Raw genomic sequence first — 13564 nt, 5'->3', positions numbered from 1 at the left:
TAACTAGTAAGGTGTATCCATCATTGATACTGGCCACGTTCCTACAGGTATGTACGAGATAGAGGCCGACCAGCGGACGAACCGACTCCACCTGAGCTTCACCGGCCGGATGGAGCGCGAGGAGATGGAGACGGCGGCCGACGAGACGGTCGCGGCGGCCGAGCGCCTGCGCGACGGGTTCGACATCGTCAACGACCTCTCGGGGTTCACGCCGCCGTCGCCCGAGGCGGCCAAGCCGATCAAGCGCGCCCAGGCCGAACTGAAGGAGATGGGCGTCGACCGCGTCGTCCGCGTCACCGACGAGGAGACGAGTCAGGTCGTCGTCAACGCCTTCGAACGGCGTTCCCAGGACGTGGGATACAGCGGCGAGACCGCCGATTCGGTCGCGGAGGCCGAACGGAAGCTCGACGAGCGCGAGGTGTCGGGCTACGCGAGCGCCTGAACGCCGCGGACCTACGATCCTCCCGCCGGCCCCCGTTTCTCGCCGTCCGGCACGGTCAGCGTCGCCCGCGTCCCCTCGCGGGTGTCGAAGGAGAGGTCGCCGCCCAGCGCCGTCGCGCCCCAGTTGGCCAGCCAGAGGCCCAGCCCCGACCCGTGTTCGAGCGCCGACTCCGCCCCCGCGCTCAGCACGTCGAGTTCGTGGTCGGGCACGCCCGGCCCGTCGTCGGCGACGGTGACCGCCACCGCCCCGCCCCGGCGCTCGGCCGACAGCGTCACCGTCGGCGCCTCGCCGGCGTGTTCGAGCGCGTTCTCCAGCAGCGTCCCGACGACGACCTGCAGGACCGCCGGATCGGCCGTGACCGCGACCGCGTCGGCCTCGACCGTCACCGTCCCCGTGCCGTCGCCGTCACTCGCGTGCTCGGCGCGGACCGTCTCCAGCAGGGCCGCCAGGTCGACTCGCTCGGAGCGCGGGTCGCTGTCGAGGACGCGCTCGACGGTCCGGGCCTTCTCCCCGAGCGCGACCAGCTCCGCCGCCTTCGACTCGGCGCGGTCGAGCATGTCCCGGACGGCGGGGTCGTCGACCTCCTTCGCGGCGGCCTCGGTGAACCCCTGGACGACGGTCATGTCGTTGCGGAGGTTGTGCCTGAGGACGCGGTTGAGCACGCCGAGCCGTTGCTCGCGCCGGCGCTCGGCGGTCACGTCCTGGAAGACGACGGTGTAGCCGACGTGGGTACCTCCCGCGTCGGACAGCGGCGTCGTCGTCACCGTGAAAATCTGCCGCCGCCCACCGGACTGCACCGTCACGGCGTCCGTCTCGGTCGGGTCGGTCCCGTCCTCGCCGAGCAACGCCGCGAGCGGTCGCGTGAGCGCGGCCGACTTCCCGACGCCGAAGGCCCGTTCGGCCGCGCCGTTAAGCGTCACCACTCGCCGCTGCTCGTCGACGATCACCACCGGCGCGCCCAGGTCGTCGATGGCCGCCCGCTCGCCCACCCGCCGCGTCGCCGGGTGGAACTCGAACATGTCGCTCCCCACGAACGCGTAGGCGTCGAGCGCGACGTGCGGGAGGAAGGCGACGGTCACGAAACTCACCGCCGGCACCGGCCCGACGCCGTAGAGCCAGGCCAGCACCGCCGCGACCGGCGGGAACGTCGACAGCCCCACCGCCACGGCCTCCCGCCGGTACAGCGGCCCGTAGCTGACGACCGTGTCGAACAGCAACAGGCTCCCCACCGTGATCAGCAGGACCCCCGCCGTCGCCGCCAGCAGCGCCCACAACTGCATGTCGTAGGCCGCGCCCGCGACGCCTAGCACCCGAACCACCTCGAAGTCGCCCCAGGCGAGCCCGTGGACCGGGTTCGTCGCCCCGATCAGCCCGACGAGTATCGGGAACGCGGCGAACCCCCACCACGCTCGGTCGACGACGCCCCCGCGCCCGGTGTACGCCAGCGCGAACGCCAGGAAGTAGACGCCCGTCCCCGCCATCGTCGCCCACGAGAGTACCTCCAGCGCCCACCGCATCGGTTCGGCGAACGTCACCAGTGCGACGCCGTACGCCAGGCTCCAGGTCGCCTGTGCGCCCAGACTCGCCAGGAACCAGTCCGCGCCGGGCTTGCCGCGATAGCGCCAGAGATGGCGGATCAACAGCACCGTCCCGCCCGCGGCCGCGAACGACGCCACCACCGGCCACGGCGAGAGTACCATGGGTAGTACAGCGAGTACAGCTACTTCGGAATTTGGGTCCGGGCGTTCGCACCCGTTCGGTCCGTGTTGCGAACCCACTTCTGCGGCGGAGGGGTCCTCGCGCTCGCGGGCGCGTTGCGGGAATCCGCCGTCTGCTCACGGCGCCACGCGCCGTCTGCTCGCGCCTTTGGCCCGCTCGCACGGCCCGTGGGAGCTTCGCTCCCACGCTGTGCGCATGGTCCGGGGGACCGCCGGTCCCTCGCTACCGCAAAAACGGGGAGAAAGATGGCGGCGCGAGAGTTTAAGACCGAAAGCGGGACCACCGCCGGCTATGCACACGTTTCGCGACGTGGCGACGGCGGCGTACTGCCCGCGGAAGCTCTACTACCGCCACCGCGACCCCGCGGCCGACGAGGAGATCCCCCAGGAGGTTCGCGCTCGCCGGGACCTGGCCTTCCGCTACCCGGAACTGCTCGAGTCGGACCCCGAGATCCAGGCCGCGCCGATCGAGGTGACGCCCACGCAGTACCGCTCGCGACTCGGCCGCATGCGGGCGAGCCTCGACGCCTGGGACGGCCTGGTCGACCCGGCGGGCCGGGAAGTGCTGCTGGAGGGTCGGGAGTGTCGCGGAATCGCCCACAAGGTGCTGGACGGGCCGCCGCGGCCGTCGCTGGTGTTCGCGGGCGCTCCGCCCGAACAGGGGGTCTGGGAACCCCAGACCGTCCGGCTGGTCGCCGCCGCCAAGGCGCTGGCCTGGGAACGGGAGACGACCGTCGAGAGCGCCTTCGCAGAGTACCCCGCCTTCGGCGTCGTCCGCGAGGTCCCGCTCACGACGCGTCGGAAGGCGACCTACCGCTCGGCCGTCCGCACCGCCGACGCCATCGACGGTCCGCCCTCCCGGACCGCCAACCGCGAGAAGTGCTCACCGTGCGACTATCAGGGCCAGTGCGGCGTGACGACGCGGTCGCTGAAATCGATGCTGTGAGCGGCCGCGCGGTCGGTCGCGCTCGGATCACCGGCGACTCGCCGGGCCGGTTCGACCCCCCGGTTTCGGGTCGAACTACTCGGCGTCGGCGTGCTCGGAGAGCCACGCTCCGATCTCGTCGGCCATCGCGCCGCGGCGGTGGATCTCGCCCGATTCGGCGTCGACGACGGTGCTCTCCATCCCCTCGGTGCGGCCGCCGTCGAGGACCGCGCTCACCCGTTCGCGGACCTCGTCGCTCAGCTCGGAGAGTTCGCGGACGCTCCCGGTCCCCGAGAGATTCGCGCTCGTGGCGGTCACGGGCGTCTCCGCCGCCTCGAACAGGTCGAGCGCGAGGTCGTGGTCGGGCACGCGGACGCCGACTTTCTCGCGGCCGGCGGTCAGCACGTCGGGGACGACTTCGCGGCGCTGGACGACCACGGTCACGGGACCGGGCAGGAACTCGCGCATGAACGCCAGTTCCCGGTCGGTCGGGTCGACGTACTCGGTGGCCCGTTCGACGCTCGGTACGCCCAGCGAGACCGGTTTGTCGCGGTCGCGACCCTTCGCGTCGAAGACCCGCTCGACCGCGTCGGCGTCGACGGCGTTCGCCCCCATCCCGTAGACGGTTTCGGTGGGATAGACCACGAGGTCGCCCGCCTCGATCGCTCGTGCGGCCCGCACCACGTCGCTCATTGTCGGATTTCTGTGGGTCGACGGGATAAGCGTGACGCGACTCGATCGGTCGGAGCGACCTCTGCCGTAGATTCCAGTAGGCGTTGAAAGCCCTCGACCCGCTCGCTAAGCTGGAGTCGGGACCGCACTTGACGGGAAGCGATGAAAGCCCTCGACCCGCTCGCGGTCGCTGGGCGACATATCCGCGCTCTCCGCATCGCCCGCGCGGATAGGGGTCGCTCAGACGACTAAAATGGACGCGAGCGCGCCTCGCCCTTTCAGTCCACCAGGAGAGCAAGCTCTCCTGAGCCCTCGTTCGCTTCGCTCACGAGGACGCCAGGGACCGCACGGCACCGCAACAGCAGACCACCCCGCGCAGCACCGCAGACGGCCACGAGCCTCCCCAACCGATTCCTTCGCTCGCGGTGCTCGCTCAGTCATCCCTCGCACGACTGTTTCGAGCGGCCCGCCAAGCGGCGGGCACGCTCGACAGCGCGCGCCACAGCGGGTATCTCCCGGTCCGATTCGCCAGTCGCGAACTCGTTCTCAGTCGTCGGCTTCGGCCTGTTCGGCGCGGGGAACGGTCACGTCGGTGAGGTTGGCTTCGATCTCCTCGCGGCGGTCCTCGAACTTCCCGGGGAGGACGAGCCGGCCGCCCAGGTCGTCGAGCGGTTCGTCGCTGGTGTAGCCCGGCTCGCTGGTGGCGAGTTCGAAGAGGACGCCACCGTGCTCGCGGAAGTACACCGAGCGGAACCAGTGGCGGTCGATCTGCTGGGTCGGGCTGAGCCCGCGCGATCGGACGGCCGAGCGCATGGCTTCCTGGTCGTCGTCGGTGGGCGTCTGGAAGGCGACGTGATGGACCGTGCCGTGGCCCTGCCGGCCGCCCTGGATCGTGGGGAGCACGTCGACGTACTGCCCGACGGTACCGGTCGCTTCGAAGCGGGTGCGCTCGTCGCCGGGCGTGTCGCCCTCGGCTTCCTCGGTGCCGACGCGTTCGAGGCCCATGGCCTCCAGCAACTCCTCGGTGGGCTGGGGGTCGGCGAGCCACAGCGTCACCGAGTGGAACCCGCGGATGGCGGCCTCCTCGGGGACGAACTCCGTCCAGGGGACGGTCGGGTCGTCGTCGCCGATCTCGGTCTCGACCAGTTCGACGGGGAGGCCGTCGGGGTCCTCGAAGGGGAGGACCGTCTCACCGAAGCGCTCGACGCGGTCGTCGTAGTCGACGCCGTGGTCGTCGAAGCGGTCCTCCCAGTAGCCGAGACTGCCCTCGGGCACGCGGAACGCCGTCCGGGAGACCTGGCCGGAGCCGACCTTGCCGCGGGACATCCCCTCCCAGGGGAAGAAGGTCATGCTCGTGCCGGGGGTCCCCTCCGCGTCGGCGAAGAAGAAGTGGTACGTTTCGGGGTCGTCCTGATTGATCGACCGTTTGACGAGCCGCAAGCCCAGAGTCTCGACCCAGAAGTCCATGTTGCGCTGGGGGTCGCCCGCGATACACGTCACGTGGTGGATGCCCGGTGTCGGGTTCGGATCTGCCATTGCTCCCGGTAGGGACTCGCGATACTTCAATAGGCGCTGACATCGATGTCACCGGGTCCCGCCGGTGTCCGTACCGCGCGCGGCGTCGGTCTCCCCCCGGTCTACAGCTCGTCCATCGCCGCTTCGACTTCGTCGTAGTCGGGGAACTCGGGCCATTCGCCGGCGACCCAGGCGTACTGAACGACGCGCTCCTCGTCGAGAACGAAGACGGCCGGGCGCGGTTCGGAGATTCCGGCCATCCCGTCCAGGTCGTTGACGATGTCGAACGCCTCTGAGACCTCGTTGCTCGGGTCGGAGTACAGCCGGGCGTCGACGCCGCGGTCCTCGATCAGGTCGGCGTGCTCGTACGGCGAGGAGATCGACAGCCCGACCACCTGGCAGTCGTCGCGGTCGAGCCACCCGCGGTCGCGGACCTCGTTCCAGACGTAGGTGGCGGGGAACGCGCCGTCCATCGAGTGGAACAGGAGGACGACGGGCGCCTCGTCGGTCAGCGTCGAGAGCGACACGTCCTCCCAGAACTCGGAGCCGACGAGCGGGCGCTCGAAGTCGGGGACGCGGTCGCCTTCCTCGGGGTGGTCGGTCTCGGGCAGGTCGACCACCTCGAAGGGCAGGTCCATTCAGGCGCCCCCCTTCGAGCGCTCGCCGTAGGTGGCCTCGAGGTACTCGACGATGTTCCCGCTCTCGGACATCGTGACGCCGGTCGACTCGTCGACGATGGCCGGCACGGAGCGCTTGCCGGTCAGTCGCTGGACGGCGTCGCGGTCGCTGTGCATCGGCTCGACGAACCGCGAGCGGTAGTCGAGGTCGTACGCTTCCAGCCGGCGGACGACCCGCTCGCAGAACGGGCAGGCCTGCAGCCGGTAGAGCGTGATGGCTGGGTCGCTCATCTGGCCGGAGGTAGGGCCAACAGCCGGGTAAGCGCTTCGCCCCCGGCAGCCCCCGACGGGGGCGGTCGGGACCGTCTTCAGGTCCCGACGGCGCCCACCTGCACCTTCCAGAGGTCGGCGTACTTCCCGTCCAGATCGAGCAGCTCGTCGTGAGTGCCCTGTTCGACGATCCGGCCGTCGTCCATGACGACGATGCGGTCGGCGTCCCGGACCGTCGAGAGGCGGTGGGCGACGACGAAGGTGGTGCGGTCCTCGGTCACCGCGTCGAGCGAGCGCTGGATCAGCACCTCGGTGCGGTTGTCGACGTGGCTGGTCGCCTCGTCGAAGATGAACATCGGCGGGTCGGCCAGCAGGACCCGAGCGAGGGCGATCCGCTGGCGCTGGCCGCCCGAGAGCATGACGCCGCGCTCGCCGACCTCGGCGTCGTAGCCCTTCTCGAGGTCGCCGATGAACTCGTGGGCGCCGGCCTCGCGAGCGGCGGCCTCGATGTCCTCGTCGGTCGGATCGCCGCGCTCGCGGCTATCGCCGTCTTCTCGCGGGCTCCGCCCGCTCGAACGGCCCGCGGAGTCTTGCTCCGCGCTGCTCGCGTCTTCCGAGGCCTCCCGGCGGTCGGCCTCGCTCACCGCGTACGCGATGTTCTCCCGGATCGTCCCGGTGAACAGGAACGGGTCCTGGGCGACGTAGCCGATCGAGGTGCGGAGGCTGTCGCGAGTGATCTCGCGCACGTCGGTGCCGTCGACGCGGACGCTCCCCTCGCCGGGGTCGTAGTACGCCTGCAGGAGCTTGAGCAGGGTGGACTTGCCCGCACCGGTCTCGCCGACGAGGCCGACGGTCTCACCCGGTTCGACGTCGAGGTCGATGTCGCTGAGGACGCGCTCGTCGGTGCCGGGGTAGGCGAAGGACACGTCCTCGTACTCGACGCGGCCCTCGGGGTCGACCAGTTCCGTGCGGCCCTCCTCGCGGGGCGGTTCCATGCGCTGGACGCCGAGGATGCGCTTGGCGGAGGAGGTGGCGCCCTTGTAGAGGCCGGTCACCCAGGCGAGGAAACGGACGGGCATGACGAGCTGCTGGGTGTAGTACATGAACGGGACGAGTTCGCCGGCGGTGATGGTGCCCGGGAACAGCCAGAAGCGGCTGTCGATGGCCCACTCGGTGCCGACGAACAGCGTCGCGACGAAGGCGACACCGGCGAGCATCCGCAGCGCGGGCTGGTGGCCGACGCCGACCATGTGGGCGCGCCAGCTGGCGGTCCGGTGGGTCGCCGACCGGTCGGTGACCCGCTCGGTCTCGTGGCGCTCGCCGCCGAAGGCCTTCACGGTCTGGATACCGCTGATGTTCGTCTCCAGCAAGGCGTTCAGGATCCCGGTCTCCTCGCGCACGTCGTCGTTGCGCGCCTCGTGGCGGGCGCCGAACCAGACGTTGGCGGCCAGCAACACCGGTGCGACGGCGACGGAGATGAGCGCCAGCTGCCAGTTCAGCAGGGCCATGTAGACGACCGAGCTGGCGAACATCGCGACGGCGACGACCCCGAGGTTCGGTCCGACCTCGAGGAACTGCTCCAGGGAGTTGACGTCGTTGTTGAGGACGCTCATCACCTCGCCGGTCTGCTGAGTGTCGAAAAAGCCCATGTCCAGCCGCTGGACGCGGTCGAAGGCGTCGACCCTGATGCGGTGGAGGGTGCGCTGGGCGAACAGGAAGAGGGCGTACTCGGCGAAGATGCCGAAGGTCATGTCGACGAGCTTCAGGCCGACCAGCAGCGCGACGGTGAACGCGAGCATCCCGGTCGGGTCGGCCGGGATCCACCCCGCCGGAACGAGCGGCAGGTCGTAGCTCATGCCGTTGAACATCGCGTCGAAGGCCAGCCCGACGATGAACATGTCGAGGTTCGAGAGGAACTGCGCGGCCACCGACGACGCGGCGCCGGCGCCGAGCCACCGCAGGTTCCCCCGGCCGCCGTCGCGCAGCAGCGACGGGAGCGGCCGGCGCACGTCCTCCGCGGCCGCCGCGATGCGCCCGCGTTCGGGGCCGTCCGCGGCCGCCTCGGAGTCGGCCTCGCCCTCCCCGCTCGCGGTGTCCGAGGACTCCCTTCGGTCGTCCTCGCTGTCACTCATCGCGACACCTCCCCGTCGACCGCCGACTCGATGCGCTCTGAGGGGCGGTCCTCGGCGCGCGCCCGCTGCAGGAACGCCTCCGAGACGGCGTCGGTGTCGCCCACCTGCACCCGCCACAGGTCGGCGTAGAGCCCGTCGCGCTCGAGTAGTTCCTCGTGGCTCCCCTGCTCGACGACCCGGCCGTCGTCGACGACGACTATCCGGTCGGCGTTGCGCACGGTCGACAGCCGGTGGGCGATGGCCAGCGTCGTCCGTTCGCCCGCGAGCGCGTCGATGCTCTCCTGGATCTGTCGTTCGGTCTCGTTGTCGACGTGGCTGGTCGCCTCGTCGAGGACGAGGATCTCCGGTTCGCGCAACAGGGCGCGGGCGATGGCGACCCGCTGGCGCTGGCCGCCCGAGAGGCTCTCGCCCCGCTCGCCGACCTGCGTGTCGTAGCCGTCGTCGAGGCCGGTGACGAACTCGTGGGCGCCCGCGAGTCTCGCGGCGTGTTCGATCTCCTCGTCGTCGGGGTCGTCCACCGCGTAACCGATGTTCTGTCGGATCGTCCCGTAGAACAGGAACGGGTCCTGGCTGACGTAGCCGAGGTGATCGCGCAGGCTGCGGGGTGACACGTCGGTCACGTCCCGGCCGTCGACGGCGACGCTGCCCGCGTCGGCCTCGTAGAAGCGAAAGAGGAGCTTCGTGATCGTCGACTTGCCGGCGCCGGTGGGGCCGACGATGCCGACGAGCGAGCCCGGTTCGGCGGTGAAGCTCACGTCCGTGAGTTGCTGTTCGTCGCTGCTCTCGTAGGAGAAACTCACGTCGTCGTACTCGATGCGGCCCTCGCGAACGTCGAGGTCCGCGCCGGTCTCGTTCGCCTGCCGGTCGGTCTCGAGGACGGCGACGATGCGTTTGCTCGACGCCAGCGCGTTCTCGTAGCTGTCGAGCACGTCGAGCATGAGCTGGCGGATCGGGCCGTAGAAGGACTTGCTGTACAGCAGGAAGGTCAGGAGCGTCCCGGCGGTCAGCGAGTGGCCCAAGACCGGCGGCGCCCCGTTGAGGTTGATGTAGGCGCCGATCGCGAACAGGCCGACGAACGAGAACGACGACACCGACCAGCTGCTGTAGTTGAAGATGAGCCGCAGGCGGATGACCGACCAGTTGCGGTCGCGGTACTCCCGGGAGGCGCCGGCGACGGCGTCGCGCTCGCGGTCCTCGCGGGCGAAGCTCTTGACCGTCGCGATCCCGTCGATGCTGTCCTCCAGGCGCGCGTTGATCCGGCCGACGCTCTCGCGCACGTCCTCGTAGACGGGTTCGACGCGGGTGGTGTACCAGCGGCCGAGCAGCGCCAGCCCGACCGGGAGGACGAGCAACAGCGCCGCCAGCCGGACGTGCAGCGTCGCCATGAACGCGAAGGCGACGGCGATCTGAGTGACGAAGCGCAGCCCCTGGACGGCGTTGTTGCCGAAGCCGTTCAGGTTGCTCACGTCGTTGTTGAGGACGCTCATCACGTCGCCGGTCTGGCGGCGGTCGAAGAAGTCCATCTCCCGGCCGACCAGCGCGTCGAAGGTGTCGACCCGGACGTCGTGGAGCGTCCGCAGGCGGGCGGTGCCGGCGACCCGTCCCGAGAGCCAGCTCAGCGCGCCGTCCAGCGCGAAGGCGGCGACGAGCAGCCCGACGGTGAAGGTGACCTGCCCCTCCGTCGTCGTCGGGATCACGCCGTCGGGAACCAGCGGGAGCGAGTACGAGGCGCTCGACAGGAGGATAGCGTCGAGCGCCACGCCGACGACCAGGGCGGGCACGCGCTGGGGGACCTGCGCCAGCGCCGTGCCGACGATGGCGACGGCGTAGCGGGCGCCGTAGGGGCGGGCGTACCGGCGGACGAGGTGGACCAGCGGGTTGCCGACGTGGTCGGGGGCCTCGTACTCGGGCGTGTCACTCACGGTGGATCACCTCGGGGGCGGTGGCGCGGGGTACGATCCGCTCCCGACGGGCGACCCATATCGCTACCGGTGGTGTGAGTGTCGTTAGCGCACGCGACGGAACCGCTCGTCGGCGAGCGGGTCGGCCGGCTCACGCGCTATCCTCCGCGAGGTAGTCGTCGACCATCGCCTCCAGGCCGTCGAGAACCGGCCGGACGCGCTCGTCGTCGGCGAAGATGGCGTGGCGGTTCTGGCCCGAGCGGACGGCCGCGACGAAGGTGACCGCGAACGGTTCTGGGTCGACGGCGCGGAACTGCCCGGACTCGATCCCCTCTTCGACGGCGTCGGCGACGAACCTCTCCAGGAACTCCGAATCGTACTCGACGGCCTCGCGCAGCCGGTCGTCGTAGGGCGCCTGGGCCTCGATCTCCAGGAGCATCCGCGAGAACTCGACGGCCTCCTCGAACTCCTCGCCCTCCGGCGTCCTGAGCATGTACCGGGCGAGTTCCAGCAGCCGCTCGCGGGGGTCGTCGCTGTCGGCCCGCTCGCGGACCTCGTCGGTCAGGTGGTCCAGCCCGTTCGTGAACATCGAGAAGACGAGGTCCTCTTTCGTGTCGTAGTAGTAGTGGACGAGCGACTGGCTCACGCCCGCCGCGTCGGCGACGGCCTGCGTCGTGAACTCGTCGAAGCCGCGCTCGACCAGCACGTCGAACGCCGCCCAGCGGATCTCGTCGGCCGTCGAGGGCTCCTCGTCCTCGCCCCCGCCCGCCGGCGCGTCACCGCCGCCCGTCGTCGCGTCGGCCGATCCGTCGTCGGATCGGTTACCGCCGTCGTCCGGCGGATCCGCCTCTGTCGTCGCGCTCGCGTCCGCGGCGTCGTCCGTCATGCTCTTGATTGAGTACTCAATCAAATAAATGGCTGGCGGTCGCGGAAGCGGCGACCCCTACTGCCGGCCCCCGCGTCGGGGAGTCAGTCCGCGGGTGCGGCCGCGGGTTCGTCCTCCTCGACGACGGTGTCGGTCCAGGTGCCACGGAGGAACCAGGCGCCGACGATCAGCGCGCTCCCGACGTGCATGATGGCGATGGCCCACCAGGCGCCGGTGGTGCCCATGTCGAAGTTCGTCACGAGGATCCACGCGGGGACGACCTGCATGCCCCAGACGGCGGTGACCGACATGACCATCGCGGCGCGGGTGTTGCCGGCGCCGTTGAAACAGCCCTTGATGACGTGGAAGGTGCCCATGAACGCGAAGGTGGGCGCGACGATCAGCATGTACGTCTCGCCGATGTCGACGATCCGGCCGGCCTCCTCGCCGGAGATGAACACGCCGACGATGTCGCGGGCCCAGTAGATCCCGACGGCGCTGACGACGACGTAGGCGGCGACGAGCATGCCGACGGCGAGGTAGACGGCCTTGCGCGCCCGGTCGGCCCGCCGCGCGCCGAGGTTCTGCCCGACCGCGGTCTCGACGCCCATCCCCAGTCCCACGGCGGGCAGAAACACGAACGAAGTCAGTCGGGCGGTGATGCCGAAGGCGGCGACGGCCGTCGAGCCGATGACCGCGACGATGGCCGTCATCGCGGTGTAGGAGAGCGCGCCCGAACTCTGCTCGATGCTCGCGGGATAGCCGATCTCGATGATCTTCCGGACGGTCGCCCGCTCCAGGCGCAGGTCCGCGAGCGACAGGGAGAGGCCGAGTCGCCCCGAAAAGAGGAGCGCGACCCCGGGTACCGTCGCGAGCGCCCGCGAGAGGATGGTCGCCATCGCCGCGCCTTCGACGCCGTGGCCACGGAAGCCCGTCGCGGCGAGCAGATCCGCTTCGAGCCCGCGAGCGCCGAGGATGCCGAACAGGGGGTTGTCGGCGAACCCGAAGATGAACACGGGGTCGAGAACGACGTTGACGGCGACGCTGACGGCCATCAGGTACATCGGCGTGCGGGTGTCGCCCCACCCGCGCAGGAGCGACTGGAAGACGAAGAAGCCGAACATGAACCAGACGCCGAGGAAGATCACCCGCATGTACTCGAGCGAGTAGGCGAACACCGTGGTTCCGGGCTCGGCGCCGATGAGCCGGAGGAACGCGGGCGCGAGCAGGTAGCCGACGGCACCGAGCGCCAGCGAGAACAGGGTGACGAACGCCAGCGTCTGGCCGGCGACCTCGTTGACCCGTTCGAGGTTGCCGGCGCCCTTGTGCTGGGCGACGAGGACGCTCCCCGCCAGCGTGAGCCCGCCGCCCAGCGAGATGAGCACGAACACGGGTGGCCAGGAAAAGGAGAGGGCGCTGACGGCGTCGCCGCCGAGCCGCCCGACCCAGAAGGTGTCGACGAGGTTGTAGACGACCTGCAGCAGCTGCGTGAAGACGATCGGCGCCGACAGCGCTACGAGCGGGCGCAACAGCGACCCCTCCGTGAGGTCGTAGTCGCTGTCGCGGCCCGGGTCGCCCGGCGTGTCCTCCGCCGGGCGGTCGTCAGGCGCATCCTCGGACGAGGCGTCCGGCTCGCCGTCCGACGACTCGTCCGCCGTGTCCGTCACGCGGTCACGCCTCCCCGTCCTCGGCGCCGTCGGTCGCGTCCGACGGTCGGCTGCTCGCGGGTCGTTCCTCGCTCGCGGCTCCGCCGCTCGCTTTCGAGGCGCTTTGCGCCTCGCTCTCCCCGCTCGCGTTCGAGGGCTCGCTTCGCTCGCCCTCGCTCGCCATCAGCAGGTCGTCGATCAGGTACTGTTCGATCCCGGCGAAGGCCTCGTCGGTCGGGGCCGCGTCGCCGAGGATCACGTCGTGCGATTGGGCGCCCTCGATGGTCGAGCGGAACAGCGCGGCGTAGCGCTCGGGGTCGACGTCGCGGAACTGGCCGGTCTCGATCCCCTCGCGGACGATGTCGGCGACGACGCCGCGGATGAGCCGGTCGTTCTCGACGAGTTGCTCCTGCAGGTCCGGCTCGAAGGGGGCCTGAGCGCGCATCCCGAGCAGGGCGGTGTGGAAGTCGCGGGCGTCCTCGCGGTCGCCCAGGCCGACCACGACGATCTCGGCCATCCGGACGAGTCGCTCGCGGGGGTCGTCCGGACCGCCGTCCTCGACTTCGCCGATGAACTCGTCGAGCAGGTGCGAGAGGAACGCGACCAACAGGTCGGCCTTCGAGTCGTAGTGGTAGTGGATGAGCGACTTGCTCTTCTCGAACTCGTCGGCGATGGCCTGGACCGTCAAGTCGGCGTAGCCGTGTTTCGCGAGCGCGCGGAAGGTGGCGTCCATGATCGCCGCGCGCGTCGACTCGTCGCCGGACATATCTGACTGAATGGCCAGTCGATATATAAATACCCGTCGCTCGTCGGTCGCGGTTGGACAACAGTCAAGAGGGCTGACCCGAGAGCTACAGGGAA

General features: G+C 70.2%; 12 protein-coding genes. 2 read left to right on the top strand and 10 right to left on the bottom strand.

Annotation, left to right across the window (positions count from 1 at the left end; all coding sequences use genetic code 11):
• Positions 1–49 precede the first annotated feature (49 nt).
• On the top strand, positions 50–442 hold the full coding sequence (locus HZS55_RS02700) for a hypothetical protein (RefSeq protein WP_179910219.1): 393 nt from the start codon (positions 50–52) through the stop codon (positions 440–442).
• A gap of 11 nt (positions 443–453) precedes the next feature.
• Here the strand turns inward: HZS55_RS02700 and HZS55_RS02695 are convergent, their stop codons facing one another.
• Positions 454–2142 carry a histidine kinase N-terminal 7TM domain-containing protein gene (locus HZS55_RS02695; protein WP_179910218.1) on the bottom strand — a complete coding sequence of 563 codons (1689 nt, stop codon included), beginning with the start codon at positions 2140–2142 and terminating at the stop codon, positions 454–456.
• A 310-nt stretch (positions 2143–2452) separates the two neighbouring features.
• Here HZS55_RS02695 and HZS55_RS02690 point away from each other — a divergent pair, with 310 nt between their 5' ends.
• Positions 2453–3106 carry a CRISPR-associated protein Cas4 gene (locus HZS55_RS02690; protein WP_179910217.1) on the top strand — a complete coding sequence of 218 codons (654 nt, stop codon included), beginning with the start codon at positions 2453–2455 and terminating at the stop codon, positions 3104–3106.
• 75 nt (positions 3107–3181) lie between these two features.
• On the opposite strand, the gene HZS55_RS02685 is transcribed toward HZS55_RS02690, so the two are convergent.
• The 9 genes from HZS55_RS02685 to HZS55_RS02645 form a co-directional block, all read right to left on the bottom strand.
• Entirely contained in the window at positions 3182–3778 is a 597-nt protein-coding gene (locus HZS55_RS02685) for an L-threonylcarbamoyladenylate synthase (RefSeq protein ID WP_179910216.1), read from the bottom strand.
• Between the two features lie 525 nt (positions 3779–4303).
• Positions 4304–5293 (bottom strand): ring-cleaving dioxygenase, encoded by a 990-nt coding sequence (locus HZS55_RS02680; RefSeq protein ID WP_179910215.1) that lies wholly within the window; start codon positions 5291–5293, stop codon positions 4304–4306.
• A 101-nt stretch (positions 5294–5394) separates the two neighbouring features.
• Positions 5395–5910, bottom strand: a complete 516-nt coding sequence (locus HZS55_RS02675; protein ID WP_179910214.1) for a redoxin domain-containing protein — start codon at positions 5908–5910, stop codon at positions 5395–5397.
• Positions 5911–6180, bottom strand: a complete 270-nt coding sequence (locus tag HZS55_RS02670; RefSeq protein WP_179910213.1) for a glutaredoxin family protein — start codon at positions 6178–6180, stop codon at positions 5911–5913.
• Positions 6181–6257: 77 nt separating this feature from the next.
• Entirely contained in the window at positions 6258–8291 is a 2034-nt protein-coding gene (locus HZS55_RS02665) for an ABC transporter ATP-binding protein (RefSeq protein ID WP_179910212.1), read from the bottom strand.
• Positions 8288–10213, bottom strand: coding sequence for an ABC transporter ATP-binding protein (locus HZS55_RS02660; protein WP_179910211.1), 1926 nt, complete (start codon positions 10211–10213; stop codon positions 8288–8290). Before HZS55_RS02660 ends, HZS55_RS02665 begins: the two co-directional genes overlap by 4 nt.
• A gap of 130 nt (positions 10214–10343) precedes the next feature.
• Positions 10344–11078 carry a TetR/AcrR family transcriptional regulator gene (locus tag HZS55_RS02655; protein ID WP_179910210.1) on the bottom strand — a complete coding sequence of 245 codons (735 nt, stop codon included), beginning with the start codon at positions 11076–11078 and terminating at the stop codon, positions 10344–10346.
• Positions 11079–11161: 83 nt separating this feature from the next.
• Positions 11162–12586, bottom strand: coding sequence for an MATE family efflux transporter (locus tag HZS55_RS02650; RefSeq protein ID WP_394353561.1), 1425 nt, complete (start codon positions 12584–12586; stop codon positions 11162–11164).
• A 142-nt stretch (positions 12587–12728) separates the two neighbouring features.
• Entirely contained in the window at positions 12729–13469 is a 741-nt protein-coding gene (locus HZS55_RS02645; RefSeq protein WP_246308342.1) for a TetR/AcrR family transcriptional regulator, read from the bottom strand.
• Positions 13470–13564: the final 95 nt, after the last annotated feature.

It is taken from the genome of Halosimplex rubrum, from assembly GCF_013415885.1.
In the GTDB taxonomy this organism is placed as follows: Archaea; Halobacteriota; Halobacteria; order Halobacteriales; family Haloarculaceae; genus Halosimplex; species Halosimplex rubrum.
The sequence above is the reverse complement of the archived record's forward strand: the minus strand, read 5'-3'. Positions and strand labels throughout refer to the sequence as shown.